The organism is Microcoleus sp. Pol1C5, from assembly GCF_036701115.1.
Taxonomy (GTDB): Bacteria; Cyanobacteriota; Cyanobacteriia; order Cyanobacteriales; family Microcoleaceae; genus Microcoleus.
On the sequence record NZ_JAUBQE010000014.1, the window covers coordinates 99,916 to 122,297 of the forward strand.

General features: G+C 46.6%; 28 protein-coding genes. 6 read left to right on the top strand and 22 right to left on the bottom strand.

Annotation, left to right across the window (positions count from 1 at the left end; translation table 11 throughout):
* Positions 1–5 precede the first annotated feature (5 nt).
* From secY to rplC, 19 genes are all read right to left on the bottom strand, one after another.
* Entirely contained in the window at positions 6–1,310 is a 1,305-nt protein-coding gene (gene secY / locus QUA23_RS10500; protein WP_333074732.1) for a preprotein translocase subunit SecY, read from the bottom strand.
* 102 nt (positions 1,311–1,412) lie between these two features.
* The gene (gene rplO, locus QUA23_RS10505; RefSeq protein WP_333070037.1) at positions 1,413–1,859 is read right to left on the bottom strand and encodes a 50S ribosomal protein L15; all 447 of its coding nucleotides are present in this window, start codon (positions 1,857–1,859) and stop codon (positions 1,413–1,415) included.
* Positions 1,860–2,005: 146 nt separating this feature from the next.
* The gene (gene rpsE / locus QUA23_RS10510) at positions 2,006–2,551 is read right to left on the bottom strand and encodes a 30S ribosomal protein S5 (protein ID WP_242719711.1); all 546 of its coding nucleotides are present in this window, start codon (positions 2,549–2,551) and stop codon (positions 2,006–2,008) included.
* Positions 2,552–2,713: 162 nt separating this feature from the next.
* Positions 2,714–3,076: a 50S ribosomal protein L18 gene (rplR, locus tag QUA23_RS10515; RefSeq protein WP_333039624.1), complete on the bottom strand. Its 363-nt coding sequence runs from the start codon at positions 3,074–3,076 to the stop codon at positions 2,714–2,716.
* A 2-nt stretch (positions 3,077–3,078) separates the two neighbouring features.
* Positions 3,079–3,627, bottom strand: a complete 549-nt coding sequence (rplF, locus tag QUA23_RS10520; protein ID WP_333074731.1) for a 50S ribosomal protein L6 — start codon at positions 3,625–3,627, stop codon at positions 3,079–3,081.
* Between the two features lie 122 nt (positions 3,628–3,749).
* A complete protein-coding gene (rpsH, locus tag QUA23_RS10525) occupies positions 3,750–4,151 on the bottom strand; it encodes a 30S ribosomal protein S8 (protein ID WP_190737227.1) in 402 nt (133 codons plus the stop codon).
* 22 nt (positions 4,152–4,173) lie between these two features.
* On the bottom strand, positions 4,174–4,719 hold the full coding sequence (gene rplE / locus QUA23_RS10530; protein ID WP_006634989.1) for a 50S ribosomal protein L5: 546 nt from the start codon (positions 4,717–4,719) through the stop codon (positions 4,174–4,176).
* Positions 4,720–4,861: 142 nt separating this feature from the next.
* Positions 4,862–5,224: a 50S ribosomal protein L24 gene (gene rplX, locus QUA23_RS10535; protein ID WP_333074730.1), complete on the bottom strand. Its 363-nt coding sequence runs from the start codon at positions 5,222–5,224 to the stop codon at positions 4,862–4,864.
* Between the two features lies 1 nt (position 5,225).
* Positions 5,226–5,594, bottom strand: coding sequence for a 50S ribosomal protein L14 (rplN, locus tag QUA23_RS10540; RefSeq protein ID WP_006634991.1), 369 nt, complete (start codon positions 5,592–5,594; stop codon positions 5,226–5,228).
* Positions 5,595–5,702: 108 nt separating this feature from the next.
* Positions 5,703–5,951 (bottom strand): 30S ribosomal protein S17, encoded by a 249-nt coding sequence (gene rpsQ / locus QUA23_RS10545; RefSeq protein ID WP_006634992.1) that lies wholly within the window; start codon positions 5,949–5,951, stop codon positions 5,703–5,705.
* Between the two features lie 38 nt (positions 5,952–5,989).
* Positions 5,990–6,280, bottom strand: coding sequence for a 50S ribosomal protein L29 (gene rpmC / locus QUA23_RS10550; RefSeq protein ID WP_333074729.1), 291 nt, complete (start codon positions 6,278–6,280; stop codon positions 5,990–5,992).
* 159 nt (positions 6,281–6,439) lie between these two features.
* Positions 6,440–6,859, bottom strand: a complete 420-nt coding sequence (rplP, locus tag QUA23_RS10555) for a 50S ribosomal protein L16 (RefSeq protein ID WP_333059807.1) — start codon at positions 6,857–6,859, stop codon at positions 6,440–6,442.
* A 114-nt stretch (positions 6,860–6,973) separates the two neighbouring features.
* Complete coding sequence (rpsC, locus tag QUA23_RS10560) at positions 6,974–7,702, bottom strand: 30S ribosomal protein S3 (RefSeq protein ID WP_006634995.1); 729 nt, start codon at positions 7,700–7,702, stop codon at positions 6,974–6,976.
* Positions 7,703–7,816: 114 nt separating this feature from the next.
* Complete coding sequence (gene rplV, locus QUA23_RS10565) at positions 7,817–8,176, bottom strand: 50S ribosomal protein L22 (RefSeq protein ID WP_190657986.1); 360 nt, start codon at positions 8,174–8,176, stop codon at positions 7,817–7,819.
* A gap of 96 nt (positions 8,177–8,272) precedes the next feature.
* Positions 8,273–8,554 carry a 30S ribosomal protein S19 gene (rpsS, locus tag QUA23_RS10570; RefSeq protein ID WP_006634997.1) on the bottom strand — a complete coding sequence of 94 codons (282 nt, stop codon included), beginning with the start codon at positions 8,552–8,554 and terminating at the stop codon, positions 8,273–8,275.
* Positions 8,555–8,667: 113 nt separating this feature from the next.
* Positions 8,668–9,531 carry a 50S ribosomal protein L2 gene (gene rplB, locus QUA23_RS10575; protein ID WP_333057787.1) on the bottom strand — a complete coding sequence of 288 codons (864 nt, stop codon included), beginning with the start codon at positions 9,529–9,531 and terminating at the stop codon, positions 8,668–8,670.
* Between the two features lie 158 nt (positions 9,532–9,689).
* Positions 9,690–9,998, bottom strand: a complete 309-nt coding sequence (locus tag QUA23_RS10580) for a 50S ribosomal protein L23 (protein WP_006634999.1) — start codon at positions 9,996–9,998, stop codon at positions 9,690–9,692.
* Positions 9,991–10,623, bottom strand: a complete 633-nt coding sequence (rplD, locus tag QUA23_RS10585) for a 50S ribosomal protein L4 (RefSeq protein ID WP_190657994.1) — start codon at positions 10,621–10,623, stop codon at positions 9,991–9,993. Before rplD ends, QUA23_RS10580 begins: the two co-directional genes overlap by 8 nt.
* 190 nt (positions 10,624–10,813) lie before the next feature.
* A complete protein-coding gene (gene rplC / locus QUA23_RS10590) occupies positions 10,814–11,449 on the bottom strand; it encodes a 50S ribosomal protein L3 (RefSeq protein WP_190657996.1) in 636 nt (211 codons plus the stop codon).
* Positions 11,450–11,880: 431 nt separating this feature from the next.
* Between rplC and QUA23_RS10595 the strand changes: the two genes are divergently transcribed.
* From QUA23_RS10595 to QUA23_RS10605, 3 genes are all read left to right on the top strand, one after another.
* A complete protein-coding gene (locus tag QUA23_RS10595; RefSeq protein WP_333074728.1) occupies positions 11,881–12,357 on the top strand; it encodes an NAD(P)H-quinone oxidoreductase subunit N in 477 nt (158 codons plus the stop codon).
* 119 nt (positions 12,358–12,476) lie between these two features.
* Positions 12,477–13,082, top strand: coding sequence for a VWA domain-containing protein (locus QUA23_RS10600; RefSeq protein WP_333074727.1), 606 nt, complete (start codon positions 12,477–12,479; stop codon positions 13,080–13,082).
* A 72-nt stretch (positions 13,083–13,154) separates the two neighbouring features.
* Positions 13,155–13,640, top strand: coding sequence for a salt stress protein, Slr1339 family (locus tag QUA23_RS10605; protein ID WP_333074726.1), 486 nt, complete (start codon positions 13,155–13,157; stop codon positions 13,638–13,640).
* A gap of 217 nt (positions 13,641–13,857) precedes the next feature.
* Here QUA23_RS10605 and QUA23_RS10610 read toward each other — a convergent pair whose 3' ends face one another.
* The 3 genes from QUA23_RS10610 to QUA23_RS10620 form a co-directional block, all read right to left on the bottom strand.
* Positions 13,858–14,421, bottom strand: coding sequence for a dCMP deaminase family protein (locus tag QUA23_RS10610; protein ID WP_333074859.1), 564 nt, complete (start codon positions 14,419–14,421; stop codon positions 13,858–13,860).
* Entirely contained in the window at positions 14,418–15,947 is a 1,530-nt protein-coding gene (locus QUA23_RS10615) for a thymidylate synthase (protein WP_333074725.1), read from the bottom strand. Before QUA23_RS10615 ends, QUA23_RS10610 begins: the two co-directional genes overlap by 4 nt.
* A gap of 222 nt (positions 15,948–16,169) precedes the next feature.
* Complete coding sequence (locus QUA23_RS10620; protein ID WP_333074724.1) at positions 16,170–18,428, bottom strand: ATP-binding protein; 2,259 nt, start codon at positions 18,426–18,428, stop codon at positions 16,170–16,172.
* 584 nt (positions 18,429–19,012) lie between these two features.
* On the opposite strand from QUA23_RS10620, the gene mtnC reads away from it, so the two are divergent.
* The 3 genes from mtnC (at position 19,013) to QUA23_RS10635 (ending at position 22,196) form a co-directional block, all read left to right on the top strand.
* Positions 19,013–19,687, top strand: a complete 675-nt coding sequence (mtnC, locus tag QUA23_RS10625) for an acireductone synthase (RefSeq protein ID WP_333074723.1) — start codon at positions 19,013–19,015, stop codon at positions 19,685–19,687.
* A 67-nt stretch (positions 19,688–19,754) separates the two neighbouring features.
* On the top strand, positions 19,755–21,146 hold the full coding sequence (locus QUA23_RS10630) for an FAD-binding protein (RefSeq protein ID WP_333074722.1): 1,392 nt from the start codon (positions 19,755–19,757) through the stop codon (positions 21,144–21,146).
* Positions 21,147–21,296: 150 nt separating this feature from the next.
* A complete protein-coding gene (locus QUA23_RS10635; RefSeq protein WP_333074721.1) occupies positions 21,297–22,196 on the top strand; it encodes an EamA family transporter in 900 nt (299 codons plus the stop codon).
* Positions 22,197–22,382 lie beyond the last annotated feature (186 nt).

Below are 22,382 nucleotides of genomic sequence, written 5' to 3' on the forward strand. Positions count from 1 at the left end.
TGCGATTACTTCACCATTCCTTCATATCGTTGGGAGATGACGTAAGTTTGAATTTGCTTGGCAGTTTCGATCGCCACACCTACTAGAATCAGTAGGGAAGTTGCGCCAAAACCTCTAAAAGTTTGCACACCGATCGCGCTTTCTACAGCAGTTGGTACAATTGCCACCAGACCTAGAAAAATCGCTCCCAAGAAAGTCAAACGGTTCAAAACCTTCTCCACATAATCGCTGGTTTTCTGACCCGGACGAATTCCAGGAATGCTAGCGCCCATTTTCTTCAAGTTCTGAGACATATCTACGGGGTTGACAATCAACGAAGCGTAGAAATAGCTGAAGAACAGAATCAAAGTTAGATAAAACAGCGCGTAAGCCCAAGGGGCAGGGCCGTTCGGACTCAAAACATTAGCAACTTGAACCAAAAACGGGTTATTGAGAGACTGAGCGAGGAAAGAAGGCACAATCAACACCGAAGATGCAAAAATAATCGGCATCACTCCGCCTTGATTCAAGCGCAGGGGCAGATAACTCCGGCTCTCCCGATATACTTTGCGACCGACTTGGCGACGGGCCGAAATAATCGGAATGCGGCGAGTACCTTCCTGAACAAAAACAATCCCGACAATCGTTACCAAAAAGACCAGCAGCAGAACGACTACACGGCCTACAACTTGCGTGTCCCCGCTTTGAGCCAATTCAAAAGTTTGTCCCAAAGAGCGCGGCAATACCGACACAATATTGATAAAAATCAGTAGCGACGCTCCGTTCCCGATACCTCGTTCCGTCACCACTTCCGATATCCACATTACAAACATTGAGCCGGCTGTCAGAGCCAAAGCAGTTTGTGCTATGAATAAAGGCGATGGAGATTGAGCAAAAGGGCTGACCCAAATCGCAATGCCAATACTTTGCAGAATTGCCCAGCCCAAAGAAACGTAGCGAGTAATTTGAGAAATCTTGCGCCGCCCTGCTTCTCCTTCATTTTTCTGCAAGTCTTCTAAGCTTGGCAGAGCCGCAGTTAGAAGTTGCACAATAATTGAAGCATTAATGTAGGGCAAAATCCCCAGCGCGAAAATCCCCAAAGCTGACAAGCCGCCTCCTGAGAACAAATCCAAAAAGCCAATTAAAGGGCTATTTTGGACGTTTTGGGCAAAGGCGACTCGATCGATGCCGGGGACGGGCAAGTGGACACCCAGGCGTACTAAAATCAGTAAGCCAAGGGTTACGAGGATGCGGCCCCGCAAACCAGCAGCTTGAGCCATCTGCATGAACGTCTCTTGTGCAGTTGGCGCTTTTTCTCTACTAACGTCCATAGTTACGATTTTGGATTTTAGATTTGCGATTTTCGACTAAATCATTTTCTGATAGCAAGCTTGAGGATTTGAGATTAGGACAAACTCTCAAACCCCAAATCTTCACGCAACTAATTCGCAACTTCCGCCGGCGGCTTCAATTTTGGTGCGAGCACCTGCGGTAAAAGCCGAGGCGCGCACTTGCAAAGGTACATTCAGTTCGCCATCTCCTAAGATTTTCAGCGGCCCGTTGTCAGTATTGACAATTTTCGCTTGCATTAAAGAGGTGAGAGTAACTTCTGTGTTTGCTGGCAGTGATGCTAATTTACTTACATTAATGGTAGTGTACTCTTTCCGGTTCACTAGAGGGAAGCTTTTCAACTTGGGGAGACGGCGGTAGAGAGGATTTTGACCTCCTTCAAAACCCGGTCTAGTGCCGCTACCGGCTCTAGATTTTTGACCGCGCATCCCTTTGCCGGAGCTCGCGCCTTGACCGGCAGAAATACCTCTGCCCAAGCGTCGGGGGCGCTTTTGGGAGCCTGCTTTGGGTCGGGCGTCTTGCAATCTCATAGTTTTAGTAATTGGTAATTGGTAATTGGTATTTAGAGAGCGGGTACGCAGTAGTTTTGAGTGCGTGAGTTTTAAGTTGCGGATTTTTTTATTTTCACCGCAAGCACTTAACACTCAAAACTTACAGTTTCCCATTCTCGCGTGCCCTAACCGTAGAGATTTTCTACTGGAATTCCGCGCTCTTGAGCAACTTCGGACAAGGTGCGGAGGGTGGAGAGGGCATTGACTGCGGCTCGGGCGTTGTTTAAGGGATTTCCAGAACCTAGCTGTTTGGCTAAGATGTTGCGGACTCCTGCTAGTTCGAGAACTGTTCGCACTGCTCCCCCTGCAATTACCCCGGTTCCTGGAGCGGCCGGCCGCATCATGACTTTAGCTCCGCCACCGTCACCGTTGATGGGGTGAGGGATGGAGTTAGATTTGGTGAGGGGGACTTCAATTAGGTGCTTTTTGCCGTCAGCGACGCCTTTTTTAACGGCACCGATTACGTCGCTAGCTTTGCCGACTCCTACTCCAACTTGACCGCGTTCGTTGCCGATAATGACTATGGCGCGGAAGCTAAGTTTTTTACCACCTTTGACTACTTTAGTAACGCGCCGGATCTGAACGACCCGTTCTTGCCATTCGGATTCTTTTTCGCGTGTTTTGTTACTGCTGCTTTTTTTCTTGTTGCGCTGTTCTTTTTGTTCTGCCATAGTTTTGTCCTGTGGGAATTAGTAATTGGTGAAAGGCGATCGGCAATTGGTAATTGTTTGAGTAAAAAGTAAAAATAGAAGAAATCTGGATTTTGCCTTTTAACTTTCAACTTTTGACTTTTTACTTTTTAATTACTCATTACCCGCTACCCATTACCCCCTCTAGAAGTCTAGCCCCGCTTCGCGAGCTGCTTCTGCGAGGGCTTTGACACGACCGTGATAGAGGTTGCCCCCGCGATCGAATACGACTTTGACTATGCCAGCGCTGGAACAGCGTTTGGCAATCAACTGACCGACTTGCACGCTCGCGGAGCAGTTGCCGCCAGAACTGAGAGTTGACTTCAATTCGGGATCGAGGGTTGACGCGGCGGCCAAAGTGTGCTGGGCGGTATCGTCGATTACTTGAGCGTAGATATGCTGCTCTGAACGAAATACCGCTAGTCTGGGACGTTCGGCTGTGCCGAACACCTTGCGCCGAACACGGCGGTGTCTGCGCTGGACTGATTCTTTGCGAGTAAGCTTCATTGTTACTTCTTACCTGTTTTGCCTGTTTTACCAGCTTTGCGCCGGACGACTTCGCCGCTGTAGCGAATGCCTTTGCCTTTGTAGACTTCGGGCGGACGCACTGCGCGGATGCGGGCTGCTGTATTGCCTACGAGTTCTTTGTCAATGCCGGAGACAATGACGTTGGTGTTGCCTTCAACTGCCATTGTGATGCCTTCTGGAGGGGGCATTTCAACGGGTTTGCTGTAACCGACGTTTAAAATCAGGTTCCGTCCTTGAACCTGTGCCCGATAACCTGTGCCGATAATTTCGAGACGCCGCTGAAAACCTTGGGATACACCTTCGACCATGTTGGCGACTAGGGTGCGGCACAAGCCGTGCAGTTGTCTGGCGACGCGAGATTCGTCTCGGCGGGTAACGAGTAAAGTCTCGCCTTCAATTCCCATGAGGATTTCGGCTGGGATTACTCGGGAAAGTTCACCTTTAGGGCCTTTGACGGCTACTTTTTGACCGTCTAGGGTGATGGTGACTTTAGTGGGAATGCTAATCGGACGCTTGCCAATTCGCGACATAGTTTTTTGTCCTTTGTTTTTAGTTATTAGTCCTTGATTATTAGTGCTTAGTTATTAGTCCTTAGTGATTGATTTTTGAGTCTGTTGCCAACGACCAGTGACTAATGACTAATGACTAATGACTACCAAACATAACAAAGCACTTCACCGCCCAAACCTTGGCGTCGAGCTTCTCTATCCGTCATAATGCCGCTGGAGGTAGAAATAATGGCTATGCCAATTCCGCCTAATACTCTGGGCAATTCTTTACGGTTCGAGTAAACGCGCAGTCCTGGTTTGCTGACTCGCTTCAGTGCCGTGATAATGGGCTTGCGAGTTTTACCTTTGTACTTTAAAGAAAGCACTAAATGTCGCTTGACCCCTTCTTCTGCTTCTTCAAATTCGCCGATGAAGCCTTCACTTTTGAGGACTTGGGCGATGCTGCGGGTCATTTTTGTAGCTGGAATTTGCGTTGTTTGGTGGCGCGCCATGCAAGAATTGCGAATGCGCGTCAACATATCTGCTATGGTATCGTTAGCTGCCATCTTTTGCTTCTTACTCTAGTGCTTAGTTGTCCCGGAACGGCATTCCCATTTCTTTAAGCAAGGCGCGTCCTTCTTCGTCAGTGTTTGCTGTGGTGATAATTGAAATGTCCATGCCTCGAATTTGATCGATGCGGTCATATTCTATTTCTGGAAAAATTAGCTGTTCTCTCAGACCCAAGCTGTAGTTGCCGCGCCCGTCGAAGCTTTTGGGGCTGATGCCGCGGAAGTCGCGGATTCGGGGGAGTGCGAGGTTGATCAGCCGATCGAGAAAATCGTACATCCGATCGCCGCGCAGCGTCACCATAACGCCGACGGGTACTCCTTTGCGGATTTTGAAGCCTGCGATCGCTTTTTTCGCCCGCGTCACCACTGGTTTTTGCCCGGTGATGATGCCAATTTCGTTGATCGACGAATCCAGTGCCTTAGCGTTTTGAGATGCTTCTCCCAAACCGCGGTTCACTGTGACTTTGACGAGTTTGGGAACCTGATGGATATTAGTATATTTAAACTGATCCATCAGTGTGGGAACGATTTTTCCTTGATAAAGAACCTTGAGTTTGTCCGGCATAGTTTTTGTGTTTCGTTAACTGTCCCTGGGCTTGGTCAGGGAATTTGTCGATTGTCCGTCCCACCGATGTTAGCTGTTAGTTATGAGTTTAAAAGTCACTTGTCAGAAGGCGGACTAATGACCGATGACTGATAACAAATCACTATTTATCGATGATTTCTCCAGTTTTTTTGAGCTGTCGCAGTTTCCGGCCGTCTTCGCTAAATGTATAGCAAACGCGGCTAGCTATTTTTTCTTTTTCGGAATAGTGCATGACATTTGAGCTGTGAATGGGAGCCTCAAACGTGAGTATTTTCCCTGACTCTCCCTCTTGCTGGGGCTTGACGTGCTTGGTTCTGATGTTTACACCTTTAACAACTACTTTGCTGACTTTAGGATATGTCTTTAAGATTTCTCCGACTTTTCCTTTCTCTTTGCCAGTAATTATTTGCACGGTGTCGCCTGCTTTGACGTGCATTCTGTAGCGCTGCGGTTCGCTAGTTGGTTTACCCTTTTTTCCGTACATTTTAAAGTACCTCCGGGGCTAAGGAAACGATTTTAGTAAAGTTTTTGTCGCGCAATTCGCGGGCTACGGGACCGAAGACGCGAGTGCCTTTGGGGTTGCCGTCTACGTTGATAATAACGGCGGCGTTATCGTCAAAACGAATGCTCATGCCACTGTCGCGGCGCAGACCTTTGCGAGTTCTGACAATGACAGCCCGAACGACATCTGATTTTTTGACGGCCATATTGGGGATGGCATCTTTGACGACGGCAATGATGACATCGCCGACTCCGCCGTAGCGACGGTTGCCGCCTCCCAATACGCGGATGCACATCAGTTTGCGGGCTCCGCTATTGTCGGCGACATTGAGGTATGTCTGGGGTTGAATCATGGTGATTGTTGAGTGTTAACTATTGACTGTTAACTGTTGACTGTTGACTTTTGACTGCTAGTTGATTGTTAATTTTCGATCGGGAGATCGCGATGTGGCAATTAACTGTTAGCCATTTTTTGTCCCAAAAATCTCAGCAACCGTCCAGCGTTTGGTTTTGCTCAGGGGGCGAGTTTCAGTGATGCGAACGCGATCGCCAGATTTGCACTGATTTTCTTCGTCATGAGCTTTGTAGCGCTTGGTGCGGACTACGATTTTGCCGTATTTGGTGTGGGAGGAGCGGTTTTCGATTGCTACCACGACGGTTTTATCCATCTTGTCGCTGACTACTACGCCAACTCGTTCTTTAATTGCCATAGCTACCTATTTTTGTTGTGCAATTGACTTTTTTTTAGCTACTGTGCGATCGTCGGCTCGGCTGCTGCGGTTGCAGCAGGCTGTGCTACCTGTTTAGATGCGGCTAATTTTTCTGCTGCTTCTTTCTCAGCAACGATTTGGCGCTCGCGTTCAACTGTCATCAATTGAGCTAGCCGGTGTTTGGCGTGCTTAAACAGGTGAGGCTTTTCCATGCGGCCGGTAGCTTGCTGGAGCCGCAATTCCATTAGTTGGCGCTTGACGGCTAAAATTTGCTCTGCTACAGCAGCATCGCTTAATTCTCTAGCTTCTTTAATCTTGGTCAAAGACATAATTGTGTGCTTTCTCGTTAGCGAGCGGTATGACAGAAGACAGAATTGTCTCTTAGGCTGAAGGTCGAAGGAAAGAAAAGTTATGAAAGCCAGATTTTAAATTGCTGTAGCCGTTTAAAATGCTGATTAATACAGACCTAATTCTACCTTCGCTCTTCGCTATGACTGGCCTTCTTCGCGAGTGATGAACTTGGTTTTAATTGGTAGTTTGAAAGATGCCAAACGCATTGCTTCGCGGGCAGTTTCTTCAGTTACGCCGCCAATTTCAAACATTACCCTGCCCGGTTTGACCACGGCCACCCAAAACTCTGGTGAGCCTTTACCAGAACCCATCCGGGTTTCTGCTGCGCGCTCGGTGACTGGTTTGTCGGGAAAAATGCGAATCCAAATTTTGCCACCCCGGCGGATGTAGCGGGTCATGGCGCGGCGTCCGGCTTCTATTTGGCGGGAAGTAATCCAGGCGGGTTCGACGGCTTGGAGCGCGAAATCGCCAAAACTAACTGTATTGCCGCGGGTGGCAATACCGCTCATTCGCCCGCGCTGTTGTTTGCGGAATTTCGTTCTTTTAGGGCTTAACATGGCTTTGGGAGTTGGGTAATTGGTAATTGGTAATTGGTAATTGGTGATTGCTAATTGCTAATTGGTTTGGAACAACTCACACTTAACAAATGACAACTAACAGTTAACAATTAGCTAGCCTTCGTTCGATCGATCTTCAAAGTTCTGGCGGCGGCGCTTTTGTTTTGTGCGGGGCACTGCTGCATTTGGTGCAGCCTCTTGTTCCTGTCCGGGAATAATTTCGCCTTTGAAAACCCAAACTTTAATGCCCAGAATACCGTAGATGGTTTGAGCAGTGCAGTAGGAGTAGTCGATGTCGGCCCGCAGGGTGTGCAAGGGGACTCTTCCTTCCCGTGTCCATTCGGTACGAGCGATTTCTGCGCCGTTGAGGCGTCCGCTGACTTGAATTTTGATGCCTTGGATGCCGACTTTTTGGGCGCGGGTGATTGCTTGGCGGACGACTCGGCGGAAGGATACGCGCCGTTCTAGTTGCTGAGCGATGTATTCCGCGATCAGTGTGGCATCGGCGTCTACTCGCTGGACTTCGACGACGTTGATGCGGATTTGGCGGTTGCTACCGAGTTGCTGCTGCAAACCGACGCGCAAGGTTTCGATGCCTGCTCCGCCGCGGCCTACGACAACGCCTGGTCTGGCGGTGAACACTTCTAGGTCGATTTGATCGGCTTTCCGCTCAATTTTGACCGAGGAAATGCCAGCATTGCTGAGGGTTTTACGAACGTACTTGCGAATTTTATAGTCTTCTTGCAAGAGTTCTGGATAGTTTTTGGGATCGGCAAACCAGCGAGAGCGGTGCTCTTGGGTAATGCCGAGGCGAAAACCAATTGGATGTATTTTTTGGCCCATAATAGTTGATGAGTTAATTGGTAATTGGTAATTGGTAATTGGTAATTGGTAATTGGTGATTACCCATTTTTTTCAACTTTAAGCTGTTTATTACCTCTTACGTTTTTCCCTGGTTTAGTTTTCTACGAGCGGAGCTACTACTACGGTAATGTGACAGGTTGGCTTGCGGATTTGGTAGGCGCGACCTTGAGCGCGGGGTCTAAAGCGTTTGAGGACTGGGCCTTGGTCTGCGTAAGCTTGAGAAACTACCAGCTTGGATTTATCCAATCCTGCATTGTGTTCGGCGTTGGCTACTGCCGATCGCAAAACTTTGACAATTGGTTCGCAGGCGCGGTAGGGCATGAATTCGAGTAAAATCAGCGCTTCTTGGTAGCTTTTGCCGCGAATTTGGTCGAGGACTCGGCGCACTTTGAAGGGGGATGTCCGGATGTAACGGGCGATCGCCTTAATTTCGGATGTGGTATCTATAGCCATTTCGATTTCGGTAATTGGTAATTGGTAATTGGGCAAAAGGTAATTGGTAATTGGTAATTTTTTTTCCGACTACCTATTACCTGTCACCTAATTCGGCTATCTTTTCGCCTTTTTATCACCACTTTTCGCGTGACCTCTAAAGGTGCGAGTGGGGGAAAATTCTCCGAGTTTGTGACCTACCATTTGGTCGGTGAGGTAGACGGGTACATGCTGTCTGCCGTTGTGAACGGCGATCGTGTGACCTACCATTTGGGGCAGGATTGTGGAAGAGCGCGACCAAGTTTTAATTACTTGTTTTTGGCCGGCGGCGTTGAGTTTTTCGATTTTTGTCATCAGAGCATCTGCGACAAAGGGGCCTTTTTTTAGCGATCGAGACATGATTTTTTTAGTAATTCAGGAGTCATTAGTCAGAATTAAGCAGTCATTGGTCATCAGTCCTCAGTCATTAGTTAGCAGTTAATAACTAAGCACTGAAGACTGCTGACTGATGACTAGCTTTGTCTGCCGCCCTTGCCGCGCTTGGAAGCTTTGCGGCGGCGCCGGACGATTAAAGCGTCGCTGCGCTTGTTTTTGCGTCGAGTTTTTGCACCCAATGCTGGTTTACCCCAAGGAGTGACAGGCCCCGGACGTCCAATAGGAGCTCTGCCTTCGCCGCCGCCGTGCGGGTGGTCTACCGGGTTCATGACGCTACCGCGAACGGTGGGTCTGCGGCCTTTCCAGCGGGTGCGACCTGCTTTGCCGAGGCTGATGTTTCTGGCGTCGGTGTTGCCGACTTGACCGATGGTGGCGTAGCAGTCGGCGCGGACTTTGCGCTGTTCGCCGGATGGCAGTTTGAGGGTGACGTAGCTACCTTCTTTTGCCATTAGCTGAGCGCTAGAGCCGGCGGAGCGAACGATTTGTCCGCCTTTTCCAGGTACTAGCTCGACGTTGTGGATGCTGGTACCGAGGGGAATGTTCTTCAGGGGGAGGGCGTTACCGATTTCGATCGGCGCGTCTGGGCCTGAGACAATTACTGTACCGACGTTTAAGTTGAGCGGGTGCAGGATGTACCGTTTTTCGCCGTCTTTGTAGAACAGGAGGGCGATGCGGGCGTTGCGATTGGGGTCATATTCGATCGCCTTGACGGTAGCGGGAATGCTGTGTTTGTCGCGGCGGAAGTCGATGTCTCTATACAGCCGTTTGTGACCGCCTCCCCGGTGGCGACAGGTGATGACGCCTCGGTTGTTGCGGCCTTGTTTGGTGTGCTTATTGCTGGTTAGAGACTTTTCTGGCTCTGATCTGGTAATTTCAGCAAAGTCCGAGACGGTTTGTTCTCGGGTGCTGGAGGTATAAGGTCGGTAAGAACGGATGCCCATAATCGATTTTAGATTTTAGATTTTAGATTTGGGATGCAAGGACTTGGCGGTTTTGGATTTTAGATTTGGGATTATCAGTTAACTTGGTAACTTTCTGGGTTTGGTATTTTCACCAGTTAACCGCAATCTAAAATCTAAAATCTAAAATCCAAAATTGGCTAAACTTCTGGGAATAGGAGTTTGCGGATCGAGTCTCCGTCGGTCAGAGTTACGGTTGCTCGCTTGTAACAAGGTTTAAAGCCAACGAATTTGCCAACTCGACGCTTTTTACGCGGCGGGTTTTGGGTGTTGACGCCGATGACTTTGACCTTAAATAGTTCTTCGATTGCAGCTTTGATTTGAGGCTTGGTCGCTTTGGGGGCTACGTCGAATGTGAATTGATTTAATTCCATCATTCGGGTAGCTTTCTCGGTGAGAATCGGACGCTGGATCAAATCTGCGTAGTCGCGGGGGTCGATTTTACTCACCGTAAATCTCCTGAATTTTAGCTATGGCTGTAGATGTGACGATAATTTTGTCAGCCGCGAGAACGTCGTAAACATTCAGGGAGGTTGCCAAGATGACGTTTACTAATTCGATGTTGCGTCCTGATAAGTAGACGTTTGGTTGCGGTTCTGGCAAGATTAACAGAACTTTTGTATCGGGTTCGATGCCCCAGCGGGCGATCGCACTCAGCAATTCTTTGCTTTTCGGTCTCGGAAATTGCTCTGCAAATTCTTCAACCACAATGATGTCTTCGGTGCGACTTTGGAATGCTGTCCGCAAAGCGAGACGGCGTTCCTTTTTGTTCATTTTGACTTCAAAGTCTCTCGGTTTTGGCCCGAAGATGACACCGCCGCCCCGCCACAGCGGAGAACGGATTGAACCTGCTCTGGCTCGGCCGGTGCCTTTTTGACGCCAGGGTTTGCGGCCACCGCCTCTGACTTCCGATCGAGTTTTGGTGCAAGCATTTCCTTGACGGGCATTATTCAATTGCCGCGTCAATGCTCTGTGAACGATGTGAGACGCATTTTCTTCTTTGGCTACGCGCAGTTCTAAAGTTGTTTCCCCAACTTCTTCGCCTTGCCAATTTCGGACTACACAGTTAACCATATCTTTTGTCCTTTGTCTGTTGTTAGTTGTCTGTTGTTAGTTGTCTGTTGTTAGTTGTCTGTCGTCTGTTGTCTGTTCTCAGGTCTTAGTTTTCAGCTCTTAGTTTTCAGCTTTTAGTTCTTAGTTATTGCTTGCTACTAACGGCCAACCACTATCTACTGACTGCTGACTACTGACTAATGACTACTGACTAACGTCCTACTTTTTTCTCAGGCACAACATTGACTAAGGCGCCAGCTTTGCCGGGAACTGCTCCCTTAATTAGCAGCAAATTCTGCTCTGTATCCACCCGGACAATTGTTAGTTTGCGGACGGTGACTTGAACGTTGCCCATACGTCCTGCCATTCTTTTGCCGGGATAAACGCGACCCGGAGTAGTTCCAGGTCCGATCGATCCAGGTTCGCGGTGGTTCTTGGAACCGTGAGACATCGGGCCTCGTTTAAAGTTGTGGCGCTTTTGAAAACCTGCAAAACCTTTACCGATGCTTGTACCGATGACATCTACTATTTGTCCCGGTGTAAAGGTATCTGCTTTTAGTTGTTGACCTAATTCAAATGAACTGGTGTCTTCCAATCGGTATTCCTGCAAGTGGCGCAGTGGATTCGCCCCCGACTTGGCAAGGTGTCCTAGTTCTGGCTTGTTGAGAGCCTTTGGTTTGACTTCGTTGTATCCAACTTGAACGGCACCGTAGCCGTCAGTTTGTTTTGTTTTGATTTGAGTTACTGTACAAGGCCCTGCTTGTATGACGGTGACAGGGATTGCTCTCCCTTGGTCGTCAAACACTTGAGTCATGCCTAGTTTAGTGCCAAGAATGCCTACAGACACGGATTTTTTTCCTTTTATTTACGCAAGAGGTTTCGGATTGCGAAATTTACGTCAATCCGCTTGCTCTTGTGCAGAAACATTTATTTCAGTGTTCCTGCAATTAACTGTTATCAACCAACAGCCTTCCTCGGTGTTTAAAATTTGAGTTTTAAATTTGGGAGCGAGCTTGTGGAAGTCTTGCAAGGGTTGAGATTCGCGGCTTTTTACCGACTCTATCTCCGAGTTTTGTCTCGGTCTTGCTTGTTTGTGCCAGGACTTGAGCAGCAAACTACTCAGTATCCTTTACGGCGACAATTCACAATAGTACATGAAGTGTTTGCCGTTTGTCAAGGCCGGGATGAGAATTTTTAGGCTCAACTTTAAGATTTATAATATTTCCAGCTCGCAAGCAGCGATCGACCAAATTTTGATACAGCAGGAAACACAAATTTATGGGACTGATTACGACGGGATCTGATCTGATTCGGGATTTGGAAAAGTCGGGGTCGCTGGCCCTGTACGTTCCTTTAGAGGGAGGATTTGAGGGGCGCTACCTCCGCAGGCTGAGGGCTGCGGGCTACGGTGGGCACACGATTTCGGCGCGGGGTTTGGGCGATTTGGCGATGTATTTAACGGGGGTTCACGGCGTGCGGCCGCCGCATTTGGGCAAGAAAACTACTGGCAACGAAGCGGCTGTGGGTTATACGTACTACGTGCCACCGATTTTGCAAACTCAATTAGACAATTTGCCACCGAAAGCAAAAGGATTGGTGCTGTGGATTATTGAAGGGCAAATTTTGTCGAGTCAGGAGATTGAGTATTTGACTGTTTTGCCGACGTTAGAACCGCGAGTTAAAATAGCAGTGGAGATGGGGGGCGATCGAGCTTTTAGCTGGAAGCCACTTAAAGATGCTTTAGTTGCAGCTTAAATTCGGGTATTTGCGATCGCAAATTAAGTAAAAAAACGCAGCGAGCAACTAAAGCTCAACAGCTTCTGCTCGCTGGTTTTGATATTTTTGGAAAAACCTTAATTAACAGGAAAAATCTTATGCTTCAGAACCGCGATTATACCATAATCATTGACAAAAGCGGCAGTATGTACACAAAAGACCAGATGGGCGGTAAAAGTCGGTGGGCGCTCATGCAAGAATCGACGATCGCATTAGCGAATAAATGCGAAGAACTCGATCCTGATGGCATAACAGTTTATGTGTTTTCCGGTCGCTTCAAGCGCTACGACAACGTAACATCAGCTAAAGTCGTGCAAATTTTCCAAGAAAACGAACCTTCGGGAACTACGAATTTAGGTGCAGTGCTGCAAGACGCTCTGAACAGTTTTTTTGATCGCAAAGCATCCGGTAAGACCAAGCAAAATGGGGAAACAATATTAGTGGTGACGGACGGGGAACCGGACGATCGCAAAGAAGTGATGAAAACTATTATAGAGGCTTCTCGGAAGCTCGATCGAGATGAAGAGTTGGCGATTTCTTTCATTCAAGTAGGGGATGCGCCGGAAGCTACTAAGTTTCTCAAAATATTGGATGACGAACTGCAAAGCGCCGGGGCTAAATTCGATATCGTTGATACTGTCACGATGGATGATATTGAAGGAATGACCCTGACAGAGGTATTGCTGAATGCAATAACTGATTGAGGAGGCGGGCGAAGTTTCCGTGATTATATTGGGGCCAGTTAGCCCAGCAGCATTTTTTAGGGGGTTTAAGTTATGGAATCGATCGAGCGCCTGTTAGGTGAACTTAAGGCAGAGTATCAAGCATCTCAAAAAATTGCTGAGTTGAAAAGTCAGGCGCCGGCGCAAGCACAAGCGCCGTCAAATCCAACATTTAAAACATCAGATATAAATTTGTATGCTAGTCCTTTGGATAAGGATTTAGCTCAAATTAAGGCTGAGTACGAAGCGCAAAATAAAGCTCAGGAAGTGGCTGCACTGCAACCGCTTAAGGCTGAGCACGAAGCGCAAAATAAAGCTCAGGAGGTCGCTTCACTGCAACCGCAACCCGCAGAAAAAGTCGCGGAACCACAGTTGGACGTACAAACGCGCAGGCAGAAAGTTAGGCAAGCTCAGGTTTGGCTGAAAAAGTTGGATAAAAATTCCGATGAGGGATATTGGTTCGATCAGTTTGCTTTTAAGTATTCTTCGAGGATAGATGCCGCGATCGACTATTTGCAAGCGGTGAATGAATTTGATTGATTGAACTACAGAGTATTCACAATTTTTCAGGCAGTTTTTTAGTTAATTGCCATCTCTGTTTGGTGTAAGGACACGGCAGTGCTGTGTGTTTACAAAGCGTAAAATAAATATCATTTGTATCGCGCGGGATTTAGGATACGGCAATGCCGTATCCCTACAAATCGCCAGCAAATAAAAATCATTTATAGGGGCACAGCACAGTTATTTCCTGTGGCTTTCATAACCACGGGGAGGATTGCTCCTCTACTAATTTTTTGGACACAGATGTAGGATGCAACAAAAACAAAGCCGCCTTTTTTGCTGTATCTTCAGATAGCTGAATTTGTTTTAACTCAACAATACCTTCACTGATAAAAGTATCTCTCAAAGCTGCTTTTTCTCCACTGTTAAAAGTCGTTTCGTAAAACACTTCTCTAATTCCAGCGGCAATGACTAATTTCAAACAATAGATGCAGGGTTCTAAAGTGACGTAAATACTAGCCCCAGAAGTAGATATACCGTGTTTAGCAGCTTTGGCGATCGCATTTGCTTCCGCGTGAACTGCCCTTGATGGCAAAGTTTTGCTGGCGTCGCAACTACTCAAACCAGGATAGCAGAAGCCTTGAGTAGTACAGTGTGCCGAACCTGACGGCGAACCGTTGTAACCCGTTGCTAAAACTTGCCTGTTTTTAGTTATCACTGCGCCTACAGGAAAAGCCAGACAAGTCGATCGAGTAGCGGCTAATTTGGCTAACATTAAGAAGTATTCGTCCCAATTCGGTCTTTCTTCTTCTAGATTCATCGTGTATCCTGGATGTATTGCTTGCTCGTTTTGAGACACTCGGCAGCCTTCTGCAATTCTATTCCCAAATAACCAATATGCTCCCCTTTAATAGCGGGGGAAGCGGCACAAATTTCTCGCACTAACTTGAGAGGGTTTTTTCCAGAATAACAGGTGACAACTTCGCCACTGCCGGGGGTTGTTTGCGTGACTACTATCTGATTGTCCGCTACTTCAACTAAAAAATTGCCCGCTGCGTCGAAAAAGTCTCGCTCTTCGCAGATTTTAGCATATTGGGTTTGAATTAGTCGATCGGCATTTTCAAACGTATCGTCATACAAGTGAGCGGATTGACTCAGCGTTACCAACGGGCCCATTGTCAAATTATAATCGGAACGCCTCGCAATTTCATCTCGAATGTGCTGCTGCAAAGCCCGCAAACCCATTGCATTGGCCGGCCACGCCGCAAACATATCGTTACTGCGGAGAGTTGCTGTTAGGGAGATTTCACCGTCAACAACTCGCACCCAAATGTGATTTAAACAAGGACTGCCGCTGTGCTGGTGGTCGGAGGAACCGTCAGACCTTCTGTTAATATTTCCCCCAGCATCCCACAAACTAATTACAGCACTTGCGGCGTCAATTTCTTTAATTAGTTTGGCAATAACTTCTTCAATTTGATCGCAACCAAACCACGATCGCATCCGCTGTGCGTAGGTATATTTAATGCCTTCGTTATAGGGGGAATCTTCCAGCATTTGCGGTTTGTACTGTTCGAGGAAATCGCGGTCTATTGGTAAGTAATTCGGTTCGGGAAAATAGAACTCCGCAGGTTCATCTGTAATCACTGCCATTAAGTCGATTAATTCTTGCCACTGTCCGTCGTAACCAGTCGGCCGCAAGGTGCCGGTGGTCTTAATTCGGTGGATGATTTTTACCCAAGTTTCGGCGATAGTTTTGCCTTCGATTCTGTGTCCGTATTTCTGGCCGGGGAGTACAGTCGGGACGATTTCGACTAACGGAAAAGTTAGGCGTTCTCCCCAAGGTTCAACAGATTCTTTTTGGGTAAAAGACTTGACAATAGTCACTGTTTCTGCTATATTTGTGGCTTCTTTCCATTCAATTGAATGACGCAATAGTTCTAAGGCTTCTGCTGCTATTTCAATATCAATGTAGCCAAATATTGAAGATTTAATTAGCCAGCAATCTCTACCAGTATCGCTTTTGCCGGCTTCAAAGCCGTGGCGAAAAAAGTCGCTCAAACACGCTGCCGCACCCGAATTGCGGTCTTCTTTGGTAGCGTTGAGAATTACTAAAAAGCGGACGTGGGGATTGCACAGCAAGTTTCTAATTAAGAAGTTGATGCCGCGAGTAGGAGAGTATAGTTGTCCGATCGCAGCATATTCTTGAGGTTGTAAATGTTTGCCGACCGCACTTTTTACTGTCCAGCCGCTCACAATGGCGGTTTGCCCCGTTCCGCAAATTAATTGATTCGGTTTGTATAGGGGTTTGTACTCAAATTTATTGATGAGATTTGTGGCTGTCATGGTTTACCGTTTTTTGCACCGGGTACTACTATATCAATAGTTTGGATGCTTTGAAAGGGCGATCTGGCGGAATACTTCGAGAGATCGGATAGAATGCAGCCAAGGAATAAAGAACCTTTAATGATGCTCATCTTCCTGTTGTGAACCACTCCTTTGTAGCTTGTTTCATCGACTTCAGTGCCGTGTGATGCGGCGATCGCACTGGCCAATGACAACTACTCACTATCTAGATAGCTCCTCATCTCTCAACTTCTGTTTGAGCGGAATTTGAATTATAAATTCCGTGCCTTCTCCAGATTGCGAGCTGCAACTTAAACTGCCCTGATGCCGATCGGTGACGATCTGATAACTCATTGCCAGCCCCATGCCAGTGCCACTTCCAACCGACTTGGTTGTAAAGAAGGGGTCAAAGATTTGCTGTTTGATAGCTTCTGGAATGCCGCTGCCGTTGTCCCCAATTCGGATCTCTGCCCGACTCTCGTCGATGAGGGCCGTATGAATGGAGATTGCGGGAGTCATTTGTTTTCCCTGCTTAAACGCGATTTCAATGGCGTCAATGGCGTTAGATAAGATGTTCATAAAAACCTGATTGAGCGGTCCCGGATAGCACTCCACCAGGGGAAGAGAACCATAGTTTCGCAGGATTTCTATTTCTGGATGATTCGGCTTGGGCTTCAGACGGTTGCCCAGAATAACCAGCGTGCTATCAATGCCATCATGGATATTGATTGATTTAACTTCTGCTTCATCCAGTCGAGAGAATGTTCGTAATGCTAAGACAATTTCTCGAATTCGTCGCGCCCCCTCTTTCATTGATTCGATCAGCTTAGATAGATCGTTAACCATAAAATCTAAATCCATCGCCTTTGACTGCTGCGCGATCGCTGCTGGAGGTTCGGGGTAATGAGTCTGATAAGCTTGCACGAGTTTTAAGAGTTCTTGAGTGTATTCATCGGCATGACTGAGATTGCCATAGATAAAATTCACTGGGTTATTAATTTCATGGGCAACTCCGGCAACTAGCTGCCCCAAACTCGACATTTTCTCGCTTTGAATCAGTTGAGTCTGAGTCCGTTGTAATTCTCTGAGGGCAGTTTCAACTTCATCCTTTGCCGCTTTTAGCTGGGCCGTGCGTTCTTCGACTCGATGCTCTAATTGTTCATTGGCTTGTTCCAGCGTGTTAAATGATTCCTGTAACTGTTGAGCCATACGGTTAAACGACTGCGTGAGTTCTTGCAACTCATAGACGGATGATTCTGTCACCGCTTGGCTCAGAGATCCGGCAGCCATTGCCGAAGATGCTTGATTGAGCTGCAAAATCGGTTGAGTAATCCAGCGACTGGTGAGTATGCCAATTCCCAGAGAGATAGCTAGCGCCAGTAGACTTAACAAAATCGTACTTTGAGTATTGGCATTAATTTGTGTCATAAAGTCTGATTCTGGAACGGTGACAACCACCAGCCAGTCAATCCCCCTGCCATCGCGAAAAGGAGCAACCTGCACGAACTGGCGCGTACCGTTAATGGAAAACTCAAGCTGCTGAAATCCCTGGATCTGGTCAAAATCTTGAAACTTCTGTAGCAAAAACTGGCTTGTTTTCTCAGTGGTGGAATTTTCGCTATCGATCGCATTGAGTCGTTCAACCCGCTGTTCTGGCAGTTGCACAACTTTGTCTGGATAATATCGGAACGGTTTTTCGCCTGTAGAAGTGGCAATCATTTCTCCAGAGCGTTCCAGAATAAAACTTTGTCCGGTTGTTCCTATTTTGAGGCTTCTGAGAAAATCCCCAATCATTGACAAGTTTAAGCTTGCCATCCACACCCCTTGCAGCTCACCTGCCCGGTTGTATATGGGTTTGCCAGGGGCAATATACATCGTTTGGCCAGTGATGTGCGGAAACACTTTTCCCCAGGTTGCTTGCCTTTGTTCGACAGGAATTGTGTAGTAGGGCCGTTTGCGCGGGTCAAAGTTCGGGTTGCCAGCGTTGATGACTTCGAGTCGATCGCCACTTGAGTTAGTACGGTAGGTTATCAGCGCACGGTTATTTTCTATTTCAGAAGTGCGGATCGCGATCGCACCATCATCTTGCCGCTCAGCACCAAAAAACTCTTGGTTGGTTGTAATGAACGCTGTCAGGCTGAGATTCCCAAAAGCAGGAAGTTGCCGCCACAGGAACTTCTCTATATCCCTTCCGTTATTAAGGTCGATCCGGTTTTGGCTTCGTGCAGCTTCATAACTTTCAAACGCTTGAAAAGGAGTGGCAACCAAGTGAGTTAGATTTTGCGCGATGCGTGAGCTAGTTTCGTTGCGCAACTGAGCTGCTACATCGTTCACTGCCTTCTGTCCGTTCCTGAAGGAAAGATAACCGATAATACCCACTGCCCCCACCGTTTGAACAACGAATGGGAAAACGAGGAGCGCCTGTAAAGGCACTTCTTTAAAGAGCTTGGGGAAGAAAGGAAGCGATGATTCATCTGGCATACTGGGATTGTTCCGTTAATGGTATAGATAACAACGGTTGAGTTCAGCGGCTGCCGATCGCCTTTGCAGCATCACCCATCATCTTTATACCGCCGCGGCAACGATTTGTTATGCTGCGTCGTCAACGCAGATTTTTGCGTGAATGTCTTTTACAGCGAGATCCTTGACGGGAATTGAAATCACAAACTCTGTACCTTCACCTAAATTTGAGTTGACTTCTAGAGTTCCAGAGTGTTTCTCGACTATTAGAGTTTAGACTAAGGAGGTCAAAAAGCGCGATCGTGGCGACTACCCTTTTCCCCAACAGAAAATTAATGCGGACGGAGAGAGGAGAAAGCTATACTTGAGCAAGGTGTTACTTGAAGCGCAAGCTCGATATAGAAATAAGTAAGTAGGTGCTGTAAAACTAAACTATGTAAACGATTGTAAATAAGGCTAAATCCCTAAAACGTGGGTGATTTAGCCTTGTTTACGTAATGTTACGTAGTTCCGTTTAATTTCGCCCATCAACTTAACAGTTCAAAAAAAACTGTCTGCGATCGTAACGACAGACAGCATCAGGGTAGAAATTTGATGAGGTTACAATGCAAAAAAACACATCAATCAAGCACATCAAAAAGCCACACGCAATATTGACTGATATCGAAGGAACGACATCGAGCAGTTCTTTCTTTACCGAAATACTGTTTCCCTATTCTCGTTTTAGGTTGGGTAGCTATTGCATGGCCCACCCAGACAAAACGGCTGCAATCCTTTCTGAGGTTGAAGCAATTGAACCTAGCGATCCGATTGCAACGATGGAGCGCTGGGTTGATGAAAACCAGAAGATCGCGCCACTCAAAACTTTACAGGGAATGATTTGGGCTGAAGGCTTTCATGAGGGCACGTTTAAGGGGCATATCTATGTCGATGCACAAGCAGCATTCAGGCAATGGCACGCCGATGGGATAGCACTCTATATCTTCTCATCGGCATCGATTGCGGCCCAGAAATTACTATTCGGATTTAGCGAAGCAGGAGATTTGACCCCAATCCTCTCAGGCTATTTCGATACATCGACGGGATCGAAACGCGAGGCTGATTCCTATCGTTTAATTGCCGAAACGATTGGCTGGAGACCTGCCGAAGTTCTCTTCCTGTCAGATACATCATCTGAGGTTGAGGCAGCACGTAGCGCGGGAATGGTGGCGCTTCATATCGACCGTGTAGGTGGACTCGCCGATATCTCGACATTTGAAGATATTCAAATATCCTTGTGAACTATCTTTCTGCACCGAGGAATACAATCTCTTTTAGCCAAAAATCAATATGCAGCATATGTGAACGATGACAAATGAAGAACACTTGCTAAATTTCAATCAATCTATCCGTTTTTTGAGTCATTCCGAAAGAGGAATTTTCAGACCGAGATCGATCGGTGAACTGGTGGACAAAATAAAGTCTTTTGGTATGCTTGAAACGAGCAAGCAGAAAAGAGTTCATGTACTTGGGGAACGATGCTCATTCCAATTTCCTCAAACCCATCCCCTCAAAACATCCGCATCGTGCCAAACAGAGAATCAGGAACAGTTGATCTCTACCATCACCTGCGATCTGCTTATTGACATGACCTTGATGAACAAAGTACGCGAAATCAATGTCAACACGATGGAGGTAACTGTCGAAGCGGGGATTACCTATTCGGAACTCATTCCGTACTTAGCCTGTCACGGGCTTGCTTTAGCCGACATCAGTGCATATACCAAGGTCACTGTAGGAGGTGCATCAGCCACAGGGTCTCACGGATCGGGCGCACAGATATTATCTCAGCAATTTGTCTCTATGGAGATCGTCACAGCAACGGGCGAAATTTACAAGTTGGATGATGTCAAAATGTTCACCCACTTGGGCGTGCTTGGAATCGTCGCGACGGTTACCCTGCGGTGTGTGAAAATGTTTTATCTAAAGCAGAGCGTCTACTTGTTGGATCGATGGGCGCGATTAAAGCCATTGTTGCCCGAAATTGTAAGATCCACAGACCTGTTCTCATCAATGCTACGGATTAACCTGGACAACGACCGGCACTCAGTACGCCTGTATATTCGCAGGATAGCTAATGGCATAGACGATCGATCTCATGAGCAAGAGTACATGAGAGGAACACTGCTTAATGAAGATGCCGTACATTGTTATGGAGGGATCGGGACTAAGGAGAAAACGACTTTTACAGATACATACTGGGATGTAATTGCGGATCATTCAACGCTTTGTAAAGGAGACTTGCTGGGTGTTGGCCAATATTTTCAGGCGGAATACTTTGTGCCTATCGATTGCGCTGGTGATGCTCTCGACAGTCTCTTGCTCGTTGCTGATGAATCTCCGATGTTTTATGAAGCGCTCCCATCAGGGATTAAATGTCGGTTCGTCAAGAGCGATCGGCAACTGATGTCACCCTGCTACGATGTCGATGGTACAAGGGACTATTTCCTAGCTATACAGTTGTCGTTATATGCCAGCGAGATGATCGTTAAGCGTCTTCTCGGCAAAGTAGAAGTAGCACTGCGGGATTTTCATCCGACTACACATTGGGGCAAATTCTGTGCGAATCGTGCCGAGTTCCATTACCTCAATCAAGAGAGATATCGGAAAATGGATGAACTGCGCCAAATGCTAGATCCGCAACACTGGTTCATAGATAATAGGTCATTTTTGTATGAGGTATTTAAGCGTCGCATTTGATCAATAAAAAACTTTTCAAATAGTTTCTGAAAATGTCAATTCCTACTTATAATTAATTGGTAGGAAATAGCATTTAAAATAATATCTCCCATAACCGCTTTCCAAATTAGACAAAAAACAGATATTAAAAATCAGTTAGCCAATATCATCATGCCCAAGTCAAAATATTCTCAAATAATCGCTATTCTCTGCTTACTTGGTTTATCTTGTATATGGGGATACAACTGGGTGATGATGAAAATAGCCGTACAATATGCCTCACCTTTTACATTTGCGGCTTTGAGGGCATTCTATGGGGCTTTGAGTTTATTTTTAGTGATGATCTGTCTAGGCAAGTCAATAAGACCAAAAGAAATTTGGACAACATTTTGTGTTGGCATTTTGCAGCATGGAGGTTTTATTGGTTTAGCAACCTATGCTCTAGTTAGTGGAGGAGCTGGTAAAACCGCCATTTTGACATATACAATGTCATTTTGGTTACTTATATTAGCATGGGTTTTCTTAGGAGAGCGTTTGCGTCAGATGCAATGGATTGGGATTTTCTTAAGTTTTATTGGACTAATATTTATATTATTGCCTTTCAGTTCCACTAGTGGTGTCGTCAGTAAAGGACTAGCTGTTTTAGCAGGATTTAGTTGGGCTACAAGTGCAGTCATCACCAAAAAATTACAGCAAAAAATGCAGATAGATTTGCTTTCTTTCACTGCATGGCAAATGTTATTTGGATTTTTGCCGCTTGCTTTGGTGAATGTCTTCCTACACTTCCCACCAATTAATTGGTCCCCGGCTTTTATTGGCGCTTTAGTTTACAACGTAGTTCCAGGAAGCGCTCTGGCTTGGTTACTTTGGCTATATGCTTTAAAAAATTTACCTGCTGGTATAGCTGGTTTAGGTGCTCTATTAACACCAATACTAGGTATTTTAGCATCTTCAATACAATTAGGGGAAATTCCTTCTTCCACTGAACTAATTGGAATGGTAATGATCGTTATGGCACTTTTGGTAAATACTCTGTCGATAATGGGGCTGAATAAAGAAAAATTTGAGTGAAAACTCAAGCTGCTGAAATGTCTGGATCTGGTCGAAATCTTGAAACTGCTATAGCAAAAACTGGCTTATTTTCTCAGTGGTGGAATTTTCGCTATCGATCGCATTGAGTTGGACTTCCCCCGTACAAATGTAATAAAATATCTAAAACATTTACCAATTATAGGTTTCAATTGTTGAGTGAAAAAA